Raw genomic sequence first — 15232 nt, 5'->3', positions numbered from 1 at the left:
TCTGTTTGTTCCTAAATGACAACCTTTTTCAGGGAAGTACAAAATATAAATTACGAAGAAAAAGGCACAATAAATGCAAGTACAATTATTTTTATGACTACCCATGTTATTTGGCTAAATGGTGTCTTGCCGGCATTCCATAAACAGAAACTCCCAATGTTACAGGGAAATTCTTTTTTCTATCTGTACACAGATTTCTCACACATCCCTTCTTAAAATAAGCTGGGAAATGTATTTCACCATTTCCACTACTTGCCATAACAGCTACACCAATATAATATTTATGATTATGTTTCAGTTTTAAAGGTTCTTCTACCAATGCAAAAAAATCTTTTTTATCGGAGATTTTAGACACTTGTATGTAGATTGGTCGATGCTGAATCGGGACAAATTGCGTGCCTATAATTTCATAGACAATTAAACGAATTGTACAATATGCAAAAGAGCATTTCTGCACACGCAACTTGACATTTTTCACAAACCAATCTTTGTTTACTGAAAACAATGGTCCTGTTTCGTATTGAGTATTTTGAACATTATGAAAAGCTACATCACCAGGTGCGCGCACACCCCTATCAACAATACTTTTCTGCTTTTTTCCAGATACAATTGTTATATCACACAAGTTACTAATCTTTTCCTTTAGTGTAATGTTTAATTCATTATTCTTACTATAAACACCAAAAGGAATTCTACACATTTGATAACTGATGTGACTAATAACTATTTCTTTTTTCATACCATCAGGTACCACTAATGAAAAGTTTCCATCCTTATCAGACACGGCATAAATACTATCCGCATGTATACTTGCAAACTCTACATTCCGACCAGATTCATCCACAATATGGCCTTTAATGGTTCTGTTTGCAGCAACACATGCTAAAGCCATCTGTTCACAAACAATTAGAATAAATAAAAATCTCTTCATGTTCCAAGTTTTAAAGAGTGGGCAAAACCTTGCCCACTCATCTAGTTCTACATTTAAATTAAATTGGGATGTTCCAAGCAAGAAGCGTCACATCTTGGTTTTTGTCAAACTCTTGTGCAGAAACCATCTCAACAAGTTCCTCACGACTTGACAACTCTTCTAAATCCAAAGAGTCTACAAGCTTTTTTACTTCACTTTGTCTCATTGCTTATTTCACTGGGGTTATTTTTTATCTACGTTACACTACCCCTTTAGTATAACACTTAAATAAATATACATTTACGATGCAAAACAACTTTTTACATATTATATAGAAGAACAGAATATTCCACACATCCTTCAGTTGCAGATTTAAGAATATGTTGAAATCACCATCTTTCATTTTTTGCACAAAGTCCATTGCATAATGAGGCATTGACAACAAAAAAGTAAAATTAGAAAACATATACAATATTAATGTAACAACAACAAATCCCTCAGTAATAAAGAAATAAGCTAAGCACCTTTTTTCACTACTACCAAGTTTCTTTTTACAGAATATCTTGTCCTTTACCATATCACACGATTTATTATACAAGTTTGGCTCATTCAAAAAATCTGCCAAAATCCAATACCCATCTGTTCGAAAGAATGGTATAAACTGATAACAGACAGAAAACAAAAGCAAACTCCCAAGATTATATAGACATGGATTCTGTGTCAATATACCCCAAAGGAAAAAAACTGAGGTGTATATCAACTGGAAATAGACACCACCTACATTTACAACCAACCTTTGGTTCAACCTTAAATACCAAGCGCCTGTTACATCAGCAAACATAACTGGTCTATATGCTGCAACACCAAAACCAACACCATTGACTGGAACCTTATAGTATTTACATGCACTAGAATGTCCAATCTCATGAAATATACACATTACGATAAAAACAATCGACGCCACTAACAATGGCACCTTATCATTTATATACAAGTCATAGTCTTGACGCATTCCATAAGCACATATTCCAAAAGTCAACGCTATAATTAAACTCATTATTATCTTATTAAACAAAAAACGAAATGGCAAAACGATCTTATTCATTACACGTCCTGATATTATCTCTACCTTTAGTTGGAAATTCTGCAGCCCAAAGGTTCCCTCATTTTTGCTTCCCCCTCGCTTCTCTAGTTCATGGCACAAGTCATCTATCTTTAGACCCAAAGAGATTTCCTGCTCCAAAAACTGGCGTTTACTATCATCCATAAGGAAATGCATTCTATTGTTCACATGCAACACAGAATGATTTTTATTAAATTTTGTAAAAGAAATACTATTGCACATACTCTTTATAAACTCTCAAAATATTATAAACTAAAGCTGTCGTAAAAACTCTCTTGTAATCATCCGTTATTATTCCAAATCCAAATGATGTTTTTTTATAAACCTCATTTTTACATGGATGCCTTACTGATGGTTTAGGAATTCTCAATATATATTCAGAGTTCCAGCTTCCGTCTTCATATTGCTGGCTCAAAATCCATCTAACTCCCTTAGTAATAATTCCTCTCAATACGCTTCCTTTTTCATTAATGTACACATGCTCAAGAGCTTTTAAAGCCAAAGCTGTATAAAAAACAGAAGGTTTTCCCAAATTAGTCCAATAACCTGATGGCTGCTGAGCACCAAGTAAAAAATTTAAAGTTTTTCCTTTAAATCCACACATTATAGCAAAAGATGTTGCATAATAATCTTCTGACCACCAATAAGATGTTAAATGACCGTCCTCCTCTACATTCATTTCCAAGAATTTAACTCCCTTTTTAAAAATTTCTTGATTTCCAATAACACTAGCAGCCCAACAAGCAACAGCAGATACACAAGCCTGCTCCGTAGTCCATCCTTTCACGCTTTCTCTTACAGACATATTTATAACTTCTTTTATAGAATCTCCTACGTAGGTCGAAAATCCACCAGAATCATGCAAGAAGGTTTTCCATTGAATAACATCCTCTTTTTCAATTGCTTCTCCCATCATATACTTAGCTATAAGGTAAAAATTCATGGAATCAGCATCGTTAAACACATTTTGATTGTATTTGCCACCATTTTCACCTAACCATGCCATTGCTTTTTTCAAATCTTTTTTATTGTCTTCAAATTCAGCAAACATGGATATAACAAATGCTGTTATCCAATTATGACCATCACCTGCCAAAGTCAAAAAGTCTTTCCAAGAGCCATCTATCTCTTGATTATTATAGATAAAGGCTTTACTTCTTAACAATGCAATATTCAGCTGATTGTTCTTTACCAAAACATTACTCAATTTTGCCTTTGCTTCAGCCTTTATTTTTAACAGATGTATATCTGTCAACACAAAATCAATCTCTTTGACCAACACACTTGAAACCTGCTGGCTATGTTTCATGCTCATTTTCCCAAAAGCCTTGTATGCGAGACAGGCATTTTTTCTTGCTATCATTAGCCCATTTTCAACAATTTCAGTAGCCATTAACTTTTTAAGTTGCACTTCAACTTCTTCAGATTCAGAATCTACATTTTTTTCTTGAGCCAAATAATAGTTTAGCTGACCAGAACGAATATCTTCCTTCAAATCTTCATAGTCATCAAGCAATTGAAAAGCAATATGGAAAGACTTTAAAGACTCTAATATATTGTCCCAGTCAATCTGTTCTTGCACAATTAGTTTCATAGATACAACGTATAGTTTTACAAGGGCACTTTTATTTAGCAGAATTGTTAACAATTTTTCGTTATCCCCTTCAAAATCTTTGCATCTACATTGTGAAGCCGAGAACACCAAACACTTCAAAGACTGAAATGTTTTCCAAAATAAGGTGTTATTTAAAAAAAGATTTTGTAATTTTTTGATAGCCTCCTCTTTTACAAAGAACAAATATTCCACAATAGCCCCATTTACCTTTTCTTGGTTATCTATCAGTTTATCGACCATGATTAAAGAGACCAAATAAAAACTAGAACTAACTGACAGTTCTATCACTTGGTCTAAATATTTCTTTGAATCGGGGACACTATTCAAAATATCAATCGGCAAACAAGTATAAAACGACAAAGAACCCCAAATTGCATTTTGCAAACTATTCTTTGTTTCTATACTTATTGACAGATTCTCAATTTCTTGATTAAGCCTTTCTTGCAATATTTTTCTATAATCCATAACACCAAATTTCTAGCAACAGCGTGTTGCCCTTGACAACACGCTGTTTAAAGTCTTAGGCAACATTCCAACCAACAATCCAAAGACCTTCTTGGTCTTTATCCAGTTCCTTATTGTCTGCTGCCAACATTTCTACAAATTCTTCACGAGAAGACAACTCTTCTAAATCCAAAGAGTCTACAAACTTTTTCATTTTGTCCATAATTATTTTATTTAATGTTCTACTTTTACAGAATCAGCCTCTAATGCGACATTTCCTACCATTTTATCAAATTGGTACATTTTATACAACTTACCATTATGGAAATCCAACTTTGTCGTAACAATAAAAGGACAATTCTTAACTCTTACTGCTTCTTTGTAATACAAATGTTCTTTTAATACAGAATCCGTATCAATAGAAATATCCATCGAGAAAGGATTTCCATATCGTTCTATTACTGTCTGTTTGTCTAGGTTCAAAGTCAACTGTCCATCAGCAAAATGCGAACTTGTAGGAATCACTGTACAAGAAGCCAACAAATTAAATGCTACAAAACAGTATTTTTTCATTCTACCTTAATTATCTTACCTGAATCTAACATTTGCTTTGTGATTATTATCTTTCGACTAGAAGCTGTAGAAGAATCTATAGGTGTAAGATTTAGAACAGCATCTACAAACTGAGCATCTACACCGCTCCATTTTCCTTTAATCTTTATTCGTCTGCCAGAAGTAACACCAACACAAGTTGCAACATAATCGACATCCATATTATATTTATAGAATACAACAGACAATTGAGCAGTATAATTTGCAGGAACACTCACAGGATATTCCCTACTTATTGTAACTGTCTTTGCCTCAGTTTTTCCATATGTAAACTCTTGCCCTCCGGAGACAGAGGTCGTAATTTTACCTTCTGCAATAAAAGGAACCCTAGTCTTTATCTCCGTTGAAACAGAAACATTATAAGAGGTTTTCTTATTAAAACTGGAAGATTTGCTATATGACTCTTGCACCTTGAAAGAATAAGTTTGAGCTATCGGACCCTTATTTGTATATTTCTCAGAATATAGCACATTAGGAACTTTATTTAAAACACCCGCATCTGTATCAAACTCCACACTCTCCACATTAAACTTCTCAACAGGAATTATTCTAAATTCTTGTCTTGCCATTTTGGAATATTTTTCCAATGATAATTTCGCTCCATTAGCAGTTATTACGCTATAATATATGTCATACCAATTACCACTACTACCTTGTCGAGGATAATCTTGACTTTCCAAGATATATGCATCTGTTGAATAATCCGCTTTTTTTATATCCCATGACGCTCCAAACAAAGATGTTGTACTTTCCTTCATTGCATACACAACCTTTACATCTGGAGCATTAGAATATGCTCCAATACTTATTGGGGTCTTTGTTTTCGTGGAATAAATTAAGTATGGGATACCAGCTGTAGCAGGCAATATCTTCAGATAAAACTGTAGACCTTCATCTTCTTCATTAAATGCTGCAAGTGAAAGCTCTTTACCTTGGCTAGAGGCACTAAGAAATTGTAGGTTTGATGTATTTCCTGCAACTTGTAAGTATATAGGAACCTCGTCCAATTGGCTAAGTTCTTCACTAACATCGTTGTCATTATAGGCTCTTGTTTGTACTTTCTTTCTCACGCACGTCGAGTCTAAAGGAACAATACAACCAGAACCTGTACCAACAGCATAATCTTGCCCTATCTCACTTTGATTACTTTTTGCTAAGATAGAATCAAAACTATCGTTTGTTGAACAAGCTGACAAAACGATAGCACTTACCAACATCAAAACACTCAAATACTTTTTCATAAGCGTGATAATTTTAGTTATACTTATAATAATGTTTCCAAAAGATTGACTAAATTATGTCTACTATTCCTATATAGATATTACTACCTAGAGTCACCACAATTGTATACAGACCTCTAGACAAATCACCAAACAGCAAATGCATAGTATTCTTGCCTTGGATTACTTCAGAATATGTTTGTACCATATTACCATTATCGTCAGATATGCAGATTTGAGCAATCCCAGCATATCTATAGATATCTAGAGTTAACTCTTCTGCTTCTAAATCACCAGTTACTTGTGGAAGTACAGTACGTGCTTTTCCACTATCCTTACTTCCATGACGGAAGTAGACTTCTTTGGCATCCATATGAGTTGGAACAACCAAAAGCAGTGACAAACCTATTACCATAATCATCTTTCTCATAACGACTCTCTTTTAATGAATTAAAATTTCGGTTGCAAAATTAGCTATCTTTTGGCTATAACACAAACTTTTTGGGTCTATTTATTAAACGTGGCAAAAATCGCACAACAACTTTATATACAATAGGTTTTATTCACCCCCCCCAGTTTTAACAAGGTCTAAAAATACTTTTCGAATGGATTTTTCAAAATGTTTCAATGTATTTTCGCAATGAAATATGCTCATTTTTGATGCCTACTCGCTCCTTATATAAGAACAATTTTTGCTTGATGGCTTTCTCGCTAATGCAATAAATTGAAGCCAAAGACTTCTGAGGCAACTTCAGGCGTAGCAACATCATAAGCCTAATGTCGTTTTGAGTCAAATTTGAATGTTGTTTTTTCAACCTTGTTACAAACAAATCCTCTACACCCTCCAAAAACATCTCTAATTCCACCCAGTCATCCTCTGACAAGACTAAATGTTTAATTCCTTTTTCTCCGATAGAATTCAATTTCTCCACAATTTCTATTTTCTTTAGCAAATAACCACGCATGGTTACCAGTTGAGCTTCTTTATGAGCAATCTCTTCCTTATGTAATTTGTCTGTCATCAGCATTTCCTGTTCATGCAACTCTTGTTCATGAATCAACTTCGTCGCAGCAAGCTCTTTCTCTTGCTGTATTTTAAGGGCAATCCGCTTTTTGTATGTGAAATAAGCGTACACAATAAATATAAGTAAAGAAATAAGTAATAAAAGAGATAGCAGTAACACCCATCTTTGCATTTTCGCCTTACCTTTTAGTTCTGCTTTTTCCTTTACGTTATTTATATAAGAGGCATAATAGTTGTATTTCCCTTGTACAGCTTTGCGATATGCATTTTCGTAATTATCACTTGCAGAATCGGTATAGCATATGGCTAAATTTATATTTTTATTTTTTATTGCCCCCAAAGTTTTTAGATAAAGGATACTATTCTTGTCTTCCCTTGATTTTGGACTAAGGTTATTTAAAATTGCAAACATTTCATTTAGAGAATCAACATCGTAAAAGGCAAAAGCCAATTCTAATTGACAAGTAACATCTTCTGGGTTTCTTTGACTACTTGCGATTTTTGCATAATACAAACTACTATCTTTTTTACCAAGTTCACCATAAACAAAAGCCAAATCTTGACAAACATCAGACATAACCTCTTTGTTTTTCAACGCTTTTGCATCATTGAGAGCTAGCAAATTTTCATCTAATGCAGAGTGTAAACTATCGATATCTAAGAGGCTTGTACTTAAACGAAGTCTAGCATACACTTTATTCTTAAGAGGTAATTGAGGTCGCTTATCATAGAATTCGACTAAGTTTCTTGCAAGTTTCATAGCTTTATGTGGATTCAATTCTCCCTCTACTCTCACTAACTTATCTAATGAAAGCGAAATCAAATAATCATCATCTTTCTTTTTTGCCAAATTATAGGATTTTTCCAAACAAGCCTTCGCTAGTACTATACTATCAACAAGCCTATAGTATTCTCCCATATAATACAAGGCTGTAGCATAGAGCGAATCGTTTTGGTGTTCCTCATACCAATCATATGCTATGCGAATCAAGGAATCGTTATCCACATTCAAACCAGACTTATCCTGTGCCATATAATAAATGAGGGCATACTTCGCCATATCCTCTTCAGAAAGTTTTCTCTGCTCTATATGGTTCAAAAACGCCAAGGCACTATCCGGTTCAGTCTCAGCTAGTGCATAAGCCACGCCCAACTCTTTCTTATGACTTTGGTAGCAGGAAACAAAGATTGGTGCTACCATAAAAGCCAAGATCATGTATAAAGTTACTTTTCTCATATATCAATAGTTATTTAATCTGCAAAAATACAATTTTATTTTTAGATAGAAGTAAAAACCAGGTCTAAATATAAGAAAATTTCATCTACAGCAACCAAGCTGGTAATCAACAACATACACAAAAAACATCAAAAGAAAAAGTCTAAATATCGAAGATTATTCATAAAAGCATAGTAACTTTGATGTTTCCCACAAGAATCATAACGGAAAGAGCACCCCTCCTTGATTTACAAGAAAGAATGCTCTTTACTATGATAACTATAGCCACATGAATTACTTTACTTCATCATGCAATGCTTTACTTCTTCTTAGGTCTGCGACGAGCCCAACCTTCTTCCTCGAAGTTTGGCTCCTCACCCTTGAACTTCACGTTGTCGTTGTTCTGGAAGAACTGGCGCCAATCGCCTGTATCCTCCTGAGGGCGAGACTTTCTTCCGCCACGGCTTCCACGTCCTCCCTTTCCACGAGCATCACGAGAGTCTCTTGCATCATCAGAAGAACCTCTGCGGCTGCGTCCGCCTCTTTCTGAACCACGACCGCCTCTGCCCTCAGAACTGCGTCCGCCACGGGCTGCTCTGCCATGACCTTCCTCATCAGCATCGTTACATCTCACGGTTCTGCCCTTGTACTCAGTACCATTCAATGCCTTCATCACGCGCTTAGCATCCTCCTCAGGCACCTCGATGTAGGCAAACTTACTCAGCAGGTCGATGTGACCCACCTCCTGGCGACCCTTCACGTGCTTGTTCAGATACTGCATGATTTCGCCCGGATAGAAACCATCAGCCTTACCCAGATTGATGAACAGGCGCTTGAAACCAGCCTCTGTCTCATGCTTTCTGCGGCCATTGGAAACCTTGCCACGGCCTTCGCCACGATTTCCACGACCCTCACCGCCACGAGAACCCTTGCCGGTCTCAGGCTTGATAATCTCAGGAGCATTCTTATAGTAATCGAGGAACTTACCGAAGGTGATGGTCACCATCTTCTTGATGATGTCCTCCTTGTCGATGTACTCAAACTGGCGGTTGATTTCTGCCATGTATGGTTCAATCTGATCCTCATCCACATCGGTCTTCATGATGTCGTCCATGGTCTTGAAGAGCTGCTTCTTGCAGATTTCCTCTGGGGTAGGCAATACGCCGTCCACGAAATCCTTGCCAATCTGCTTCTCAATCTGGCGAACCTTGAACTTCTCTCTGGTATGGATGATAGAGATGGATGTTCCTTTCTTGCCGGCACGACCGGTACGGCCGCTTCGGTGGGTGTAACTTGCCACATCATCAGGCAAACCATAGTTGATAACGTGAGTCAGATCATCTACGTCCAGACCACGAGCAGCCACATCGGTAGCCACCAGGAACTGAACGGTATGGTTGCGGAACTTCTGCATGGTGAGGTCACGCTGCTGCTGACTCAAGTCGCCGTGCAACGCCTCTGCATTATAACCATCCTTGATGAGCTTATCTGCAATATCCTGAGTCTCCAACTTGGTGCGGCAGAAGATAATCGCAAAGATGCGTGGATAGAAATCCACCACACGCTTCAGGGCGAGATACTTGTCCTTGGCATTTACCAGATAGTAGATGTGGTTTACATGCTCAGCACCCTCGTTGCGCGAACCCACTACGATTTCCTTGTGGTCGTGCAGGTAGTTGAGGGCAATCTTCTCGATGTCCTTGCTCATGGTAGCCGAGAAGAGCAGGGTGTTTCTATCTTCCGGAACGTTCTCAAAGATGGCATTGATGCTCTCAGAGAAGCCCATGTTCAGCATCTCGTCAGCCTCATCAAGCACCACGTTGTTCACGTTCTCCAACTGAGCCACGCCACGATTAATCAAATCGAGCAGACGACCAGGGGTAGCCACGATAATCTGCACACCATGCTTCAGGGTGCGAATCTGGCTTCCGATGTCGGTACCGCCATAAACTGCGGCAATATGCAAACCGTCGATGTACTTGGCAAAACTGTTCAAATCGTCTGCTATCTGGAGACAGAGCTCACGTGTAGGACTGAGGATGATAGCCTGTGTCTGCTTGCTTTTGGCATCAGTTTTCTGGATAACCGGAATACCGTAAGATGCAGTCTTACCCGTACCGGTCTGCGCCAACGCAATCACGTCGTTCTTATTACCAAGCAAATATGGGATTACTTCTTCCTGAACTGGCATTGGATTCTCAAATCCAAGCTCTTCGATGGCACGGCGAATCTCCTCGCTCACGCCTAATTCTTCAAATGTCTTCAAATCTTTTTAACCTTAATTCATTATAATCTAAATGGAAGGCCGAATTCACCCTCCCAGCCATGAATTAGGGTGCAAAATCCTTCAGAAACGCTTGCGGCAATCATACGCTTTTATTAAGATTGCCTAAATTCGGGTGCAAAGATACGAAAAAACTGCGAATTTCTTGCAGATTTCTGCAATATTTTATTACCTTTGCATGAAAGTTACAACAAACAGATAACCAAGAAAACTTGAAATATATGAAAAAAGTTATTTTCACCCAAGAATGGATTGCTTTGCATCCATACGAAAAAGCAGACGAAACAGATCTGTATTATACAGAACTCGCCAACGAAATATACCACGCTCTTGACGAGGCGTGCTACACCCATAACTTCAAGAATATGGATGAAGCCAAGCAGCTGGCACTCAGCATTGCCGGTTATTTCGAAGATGTGATTTCGGGCACAGGCATCTGGAAAACTTTCACGGAAGAATGCAAGCAGCGCTACGGCACCTACATTCCTTTCTATGAGAAAGAAAGCGAATTCATCAAGAGTCCGCTCAACGAAGATGACCCGGCTTACGACCCTGAGGAAATCAACATCGCTGATGTCAAGTTCCTGCTCTGGCACCATTACCAGCAGAGCAGTTTCGTACAGGAAGCCGTTCCTTTCCTCTTCGGAACTCTGGAACTGGCTGCCAAACTTGCCTATATCATCCTCGACAGAGAGTATGAAACGGCCCCGGAAAACGAGCGTCTTCTGACTTATCTCAGCGAAATGCCTGAGATAGAGGGCAACGCTGAAACGACCGAAGAGGAAATCGAGAAGAACAAGGAGTTGGATGAGATTCACCGTCGCGACACCCTGGCGTGGTTCCATTATGGCTGCTATTTCAACGTAGGCAACCAGAAGCGCCTGCAGTTTACCCTCCAGCAGATGGCAAACTCGCCTCAGGGTCTCACCGAACCGCTCGCTTATTCTGTGCAGTTGGAAATGACCATCGCCGGCAGAAACAATCTCCTGGCGCTCACTTCTTACGAATGGCTCTGCAAGATTTGCAGGAACATGCCTACCCACAAACTTTGGGAGGATGAGGAGTTCAGAAAGAAGGCTACTGAGCAATATGAAAAGGTGGATCATGAGAAGGCGATTCACGACTATAATCTGCTCAAGGCGAAGGGATACGAAGACAAGTTCATCTTCCTGGAAGATGTGAAGACGCTGAAGGAATTCCTCAAGGAGATTGAATTCGAGTTGCCAAAGGACATCCGATTCCCTCAGAAATACGAGAAAGGCATCATCTTAAGCGGAAGTCCATACACAGGCATCAACATCAGTTTCGGTCTGGCTCATTGCATCGCATCGCCTGAAAACCCATACTATGTACAGGAGCGTGCAGAGACCGACAGCTTTGGCATTATCAGCGGCAATGGTCTCCCATTCCCTTACGAAATTGTCTGTAAACTGATAGAAAACAACCTGATTCCTGACGCAAACATCTTTACAAGCCAGTATGTAAAGGAAGAAGGATTGAAGATTACGCAGGCAAACCTCCAGTTCCTTGCCGATTACTACCTGATGGGCAGGAAGGATAAAGACCTATCTCCTAAGGAGTTGTGGTAAAGACGCATTCAGCACACTCAAAAAGTTCACTACGCTAACTCCATTTTTTAAGGCGTTAGCGTAGTAGACTTTTACAGATTTATAGAAGAAAGAACGGAAAATCAGCTGTTAACTGTTAACTCTGTTAACCCCAGCTGTTCTTCCGCTCTTTTTATTATAAATGTTGACAGACATTCTTTTGCTGTCTTCAAACAATATTAAAGAGCTATCAGCTTGCAGCAATTATTAAATATACGTAATTTTCCATATAAATATGTAACAAAGTACAATCTCTTCATTATTTTTTAGTAATTTCGCAGTTAGTAATTCTAAAATCACTAATTATGAAATTCGTAGATAGAATCAGGGAACAAGCTGTTTTACAGACAGCTTTGGAGTCTAAAGCTTCAAGCTTCATTGTGATATACGGACGAAGGAGACTTGGAAAATCAACTCTCATCAGAAGAGTGTTGAAAGATGGAGACATTTACTTTGAAGCCAACCTAAGCGAGAAAACTACCCAGCTAAGTCTGTTGGCACGCACCATAGGCACGGAATATCCGGGCTTCGACAGCCCTGTGTATTCTTCCTGGGAAGACATCATCATGGCTTTCAACTACCGTTGCAAGGAAAACGCAACACTTGTCTTGGACGAGTTCCCATATCTTGTTCAGAAAGATCCAGCCTTACCTTCTAATCTACAACGAATCCTCGACTTGCGTCTTGCAGGAATAGATAAATTGCGCTGCAACATCATCATCTGCGGCTCTTCGCAAAGAATGATGCACGGACTCTTACTGGGCTCAGAACCTCTTTATGGCAGAGCTGACCGCATTTTCACCCTGCGTCCTGTTAGGTTGCCTTGGTGGCAAGAAATCATCAACACCTCAGCCAAGGAACTTGTGGAAGAGTACTCTATATGGGGAGGAGTGCCCCAGTACTGGAGCCAACGAGAAAAATTCGGCTCTTTGGAAGAAGCCGTCCAGGAACTGATATTAGACGAAATGGGAAATCTCTATGACGAGCCTACCCGTCTGTTTATGGATGAGGTATCAGATATCGCACCCTATTCATCTATCATGCTTGCGGTGGGTAGTGGAAAGCAGAAGTATTCCAGCATTTCCGATGCTCTTGGCAAGACTACGGCAGAGCTTGCCAAACCGATAAAAATTCTGACTGAAATGGCTTTCCTCAGAAAGGAAGTACCATTTGGCGAAAATCCGCAGAAGACAAAGAAGATTCTTTATCGGATAGATGACCCATTCATGGCTTTCTATTACAGATTCATCGAGCCAAACAAGTCTATGATAGCCTTGGGTCGTGGCAACATCGCAAAGAAATTCATCAATGACGGTTTCAACGGTCATGTTGCCGAGGTTTGGGAAAGACTGTGCCAGTTGGCTGTCTCTGGTAGCGACATAGAAGGTCACACATGGGGTGAAGCCTCACGCTGGTGGGGCAAGGTTCCCATCTTTGAAGAAGGCAAGAAAACCCCTGTCGGCAACGAGGAACTTGAATTTGATGTTGTTGCAGAAGACCTCTTTGACAAGAACACAATACTTGTAGGAGAATGTAAATGGACAGCCCCTGATTATGCCGACCGACTCTTGGAAAAGCTGAAGAGAAAGGTGGCTCTCGCCCCATTTGCCCAGGGAAAGAATGTAATATACCTCCTTTTCCTAAGAGAAAAGCCCCTACCTGGTCCTCAGCCCTGCAAGGTGATATTGCCAGAAGAAGTGGCAAGTTTGCTGCATCATTGAGCTAACCTAAATTATGTTCCGTAAGGTAATGATTTAAAACTTGGTTGCAAGTAAAAACACAAAAGTCTACTACGCTAACCCCTTAAAAAATGGCGTTAGCGTAGTAGACTTTTGATATTTAAGAGAAGAAGGTACAGAAAAACAGCTGTTAACTGTTAACTCTGTTAACCCCTATTTCAAATTCTTATCCAGAAACTCCAGCATTTTCTCCTGTGCCTTCAGTCCGCAGGAATGAGGGATTTCCCAAAGCTCCGTATCCAGCAGATTATCTACTCCCTGACTCTTCCAAACCTTGTGCATTTCAGCGAAAGCATCCTTTACGCCAGGCACCGGGAAGAGCTTGTCTTTTGTGCCATTGATGAAGAGCATCGGTTTCGGACAGGCGAGGGAAGCAATGTGGGGATAATCGAGATACTGGCGAAGACCGGGGATACAATTCGCAAAACCGCCATTCTCCTTCCTTCCGAATCTCCGGGTAAGCTGCGCATCCGTGGTAATCATCCAACAGATGGAAGCACCCGCCTTGATTCTATCCGATAATGCAGAGAGCATCCACGAGCGATAGGCTCCCATCGAACAGCCCACGCATCCGATACGCTTCGCATCTACCATCGGCAGCGAAGCCAGGAACTCGGTGCTGGAAATATCATCGTAAGTCATGAAAGCAGAGAGGTCTCTACCCAGCATCATCATGTTGCCAGCTATCAGGTCGTATTTGTTTCTGTCCACGCCCTCCTTGCGGCCTCGTTCTCCCCACATCGGAGCATCTGCCGAAAAGACCACGTAACCATGTTTCGCCAGATAATCGCCCACGTACTGATTATCATAAAGCTGCCTTGCCCACGCATCCGCATCATCCAAGATCTCCTGACAGAGTGCCTGCTTCGCTGGAGCATCTTGTTCTTCCGGAGTAAAGAAAGGGCGAATCATCTTCTCCTTTCCGATAAAGAGATGAGCGCCATGATCATGAAGCGCATTGACTGTTGGGAACGGGCCCTTGCCATCCGGAATCAGGAGATAAGCCGTAATTCGGGAATAGGCGTTGATATTAAAGGCGATTTTCTGCGCCTTATATCCGTCTCTCTGTTCCTCGCCCAATACTTCCATATCCCAAGCCGCAGCCGCTTTCGGAGGCGTCATCATGCATTCAAACACCTTCGCCCTTGCCGCCTTCTTCCACTTCTTAAAGTTCTTAATCGGATTGTTTCCCCAAGCCATCGGATAGGTCAGTTCCTTCTTCAGCGTTTCTACATAGGTAGGAATCTCTCCCTGCCATTCATACTTCTCCCGCTTCTGAAGCTTCGGCTTCGAAGAGGTCTGAGCAAGCGCCACCGACGCCTGCAACAATGCGATGATACTATATGTAATAATCCTTTTCATTCTGTTGTATCGTTTATAAGATTAGTTATGTAAGGTAACTCGCTCTAAATTGGACTTTGATTGAAAATCAAGAAGT

The 15232-nt window shown here is 39.8% G+C and carries 13 protein-coding genes; 2 read left to right on the top strand and 11 right to left on the bottom strand.

Annotated features, from left to right (window positions below):
* Window positions 1-106: 106 nt before the first annotated feature.
* From DWV53_RS13970 to DWV53_RS13935, 10 genes are all read right to left on the bottom strand, one after another.
* A complete protein-coding gene (locus tag DWV53_RS13970) occupies window positions 107-931 on the bottom strand; it encodes a carboxypeptidase-like regulatory domain-containing protein (protein ID WP_118155084.1) in 825 nt (274 codons plus the stop codon).
* Between the two features lie 58 nt (window positions 932-989).
* On the bottom strand, window positions 990-1136 hold the full coding sequence (locus DWV53_RS15870) for a hypothetical protein (RefSeq protein WP_181992514.1): 147 nt from the start codon (window positions 1134-1136) through the stop codon (window positions 990-992).
* A gap of 33 nt (window positions 1137-1169) precedes the next feature.
* A complete protein-coding gene (locus DWV53_RS13965) occupies window positions 1170-2177 on the bottom strand; it encodes a hypothetical protein (RefSeq protein WP_147468807.1) in 1008 nt (335 codons plus the stop codon).
* 67 nt (window positions 2178-2244) lie between these two features.
* On the bottom strand, window positions 2245-4113 hold the full coding sequence (locus DWV53_RS13960) for a hypothetical protein (protein ID WP_118155078.1): 1869 nt from the start codon (window positions 4111-4113) through the stop codon (window positions 2245-2247).
* A 55-nt stretch (window positions 4114-4168) separates the two neighbouring features.
* Window positions 4169-4315, bottom strand: coding sequence for a hypothetical protein (locus DWV53_RS15865; protein ID WP_181992513.1), 147 nt, complete (start codon window positions 4313-4315; stop codon window positions 4169-4171).
* Between the two features lie 11 nt (window positions 4316-4326).
* Complete coding sequence (locus DWV53_RS13955; RefSeq protein ID WP_118155075.1) at window positions 4327-4665, bottom strand: hypothetical protein; 339 nt, start codon at window positions 4663-4665, stop codon at window positions 4327-4329.
* Complete coding sequence (locus tag DWV53_RS13950) at window positions 4662-5945, bottom strand: ETX/MTX2 family pore-forming toxin (RefSeq protein WP_118155072.1); 1284 nt, start codon at window positions 5943-5945, stop codon at window positions 4662-4664. Before DWV53_RS13950 ends, DWV53_RS13955 begins: the two co-directional genes overlap by 4 nt.
* A 49-nt stretch (window positions 5946-5994) precedes the next feature.
* Window positions 5995-6354 (bottom strand): hypothetical protein, encoded by a 360-nt coding sequence (locus tag DWV53_RS13945; RefSeq protein WP_118155069.1) that lies wholly within the window; start codon window positions 6352-6354, stop codon window positions 5995-5997.
* Window positions 6355-6538: 184 nt separating this feature from the next.
* Entirely contained in the window at window positions 6539-8185 is a 1647-nt protein-coding gene (locus DWV53_RS13940; RefSeq protein ID WP_118155066.1) for a hypothetical protein, read from the bottom strand.
* Window positions 8186-8483: 298 nt separating this feature from the next.
* Window positions 8484-10430 carry a DEAD/DEAH box helicase gene (locus DWV53_RS13935; RefSeq protein WP_118155063.1) on the bottom strand — a complete coding sequence of 649 codons (1947 nt, stop codon included), beginning with the start codon at window positions 10428-10430 and terminating at the stop codon, window positions 8484-8486.
* A 239-nt stretch (window positions 10431-10669) separates the two neighbouring features.
* Between DWV53_RS13935 and DWV53_RS13930 the strand changes: the two genes are divergently transcribed.
* Together DWV53_RS13930 and DWV53_RS13925 are read left to right on the top strand one after the other, a co-directional pair.
* Complete coding sequence (locus tag DWV53_RS13930; protein WP_118155060.1) at window positions 10670-12037, top strand: DUF3843 family protein; 1368 nt, start codon at window positions 10670-10672, stop codon at window positions 12035-12037.
* 323 nt (window positions 12038-12360) lie between these two features.
* Entirely contained in the window at window positions 12361-13776 is a 1416-nt protein-coding gene (locus tag DWV53_RS13925; protein WP_118155057.1) for an ATP-binding protein, read from the top strand.
* Between the two features lie 171 nt (window positions 13777-13947).
* Here the strand turns inward: DWV53_RS13925 and DWV53_RS13920 are convergent, their stop codons facing one another.
* Window positions 13948-15156: an alpha/beta hydrolase family protein gene (locus DWV53_RS13920; RefSeq protein WP_118155054.1), complete on the bottom strand. Its 1209-nt coding sequence runs from the start codon at window positions 15154-15156 to the stop codon at window positions 13948-13950.
* Window positions 15157-15232: the final 76 nt, after the last annotated feature.

This window comes from Segatella copri, from assembly GCF_003465495.1.
GTDB classification, from domain to species: Bacteria; Bacteroidota; Bacteroidia; order Bacteroidales; family Bacteroidaceae; genus Prevotella; species Prevotella copri_G.
This window is presented reverse-complemented; position numbering and strand designations above follow the sequence as displayed.

What these genes read in the sequence shown, in the direction of transcription:
- DWV53_RS13970 (WP_118155084.1), bottom strand. Translation starts at nt 931, where the DNA reads ATGAAGAGATTTTTATTTATTCTAATTGTTTGTGAACAGATGGCTTTA.
- DWV53_RS15870 (WP_181992514.1), bottom strand. Translation starts at nt 1,136, where the DNA reads ATGAGACAAAGTGAAGTAAAAAAGCTTGTAGACTCTTTGGATTTAGAA.
- DWV53_RS13965 (WP_147468807.1), bottom strand. Translation starts at nt 2,177, where the DNA reads ATGGATGATAGTAAACGCCAGTTTTTGGAGCAGGAAATCTCTTTGGGT.
- DWV53_RS13960 (WP_118155078.1), bottom strand. Translation starts at nt 4,113, where the DNA reads ATGGATTATAGAAAAATATTGCAAGAAAGGCTTAATCAAGAAATTGAG.
- DWV53_RS15865 (WP_181992513.1), bottom strand. Translation starts at nt 4,315, where the DNA reads ATGGACAAAATGAAAAAGTTTGTAGACTCTTTGGATTTAGAAGAGTTG.
- DWV53_RS13955 (WP_118155075.1), bottom strand. Translation starts at nt 4,665, where the DNA reads ATGAAAAAATACTGTTTTGTAGCATTTAATTTGTTGGCTTCTTGTACA.
- DWV53_RS13950 (WP_118155072.1), bottom strand. Translation starts at nt 5,945, where the DNA reads ATGAAAAAGTATTTGAGTGTTTTGATGTTGGTAAGTGCTATCGTTTTG.
- DWV53_RS13945 (WP_118155069.1), bottom strand. Translation starts at nt 6,354, where the DNA reads ATGAGAAAGATGATTATGGTAATAGGTTTGTCACTGCTTTTGGTTGTT.
- DWV53_RS13940 (WP_118155066.1), bottom strand. Translation starts at nt 8,185, where the DNA reads ATGAGAAAAGTAACTTTATACATGATCTTGGCTTTTATGGTAGCACCA.
- DWV53_RS13930 (WP_118155060.1), top strand. Translation starts at nt 10,670, where the DNA reads ATGAAAAAAGTTATTTTCACCCAAGAATGGATTGCTTTGCATCCATAC.
- DWV53_RS13925 (WP_118155057.1), top strand. Translation starts at nt 12,361, where the DNA reads ATGAAATTCGTAGATAGAATCAGGGAACAAGCTGTTTTACAGACAGCT.
- DWV53_RS13920 (WP_118155054.1), bottom strand. Translation starts at nt 15,156, where the DNA reads ATGAAAAGGATTATTACATATAGTATCATCGCATTGTTGCAGGCGTCG.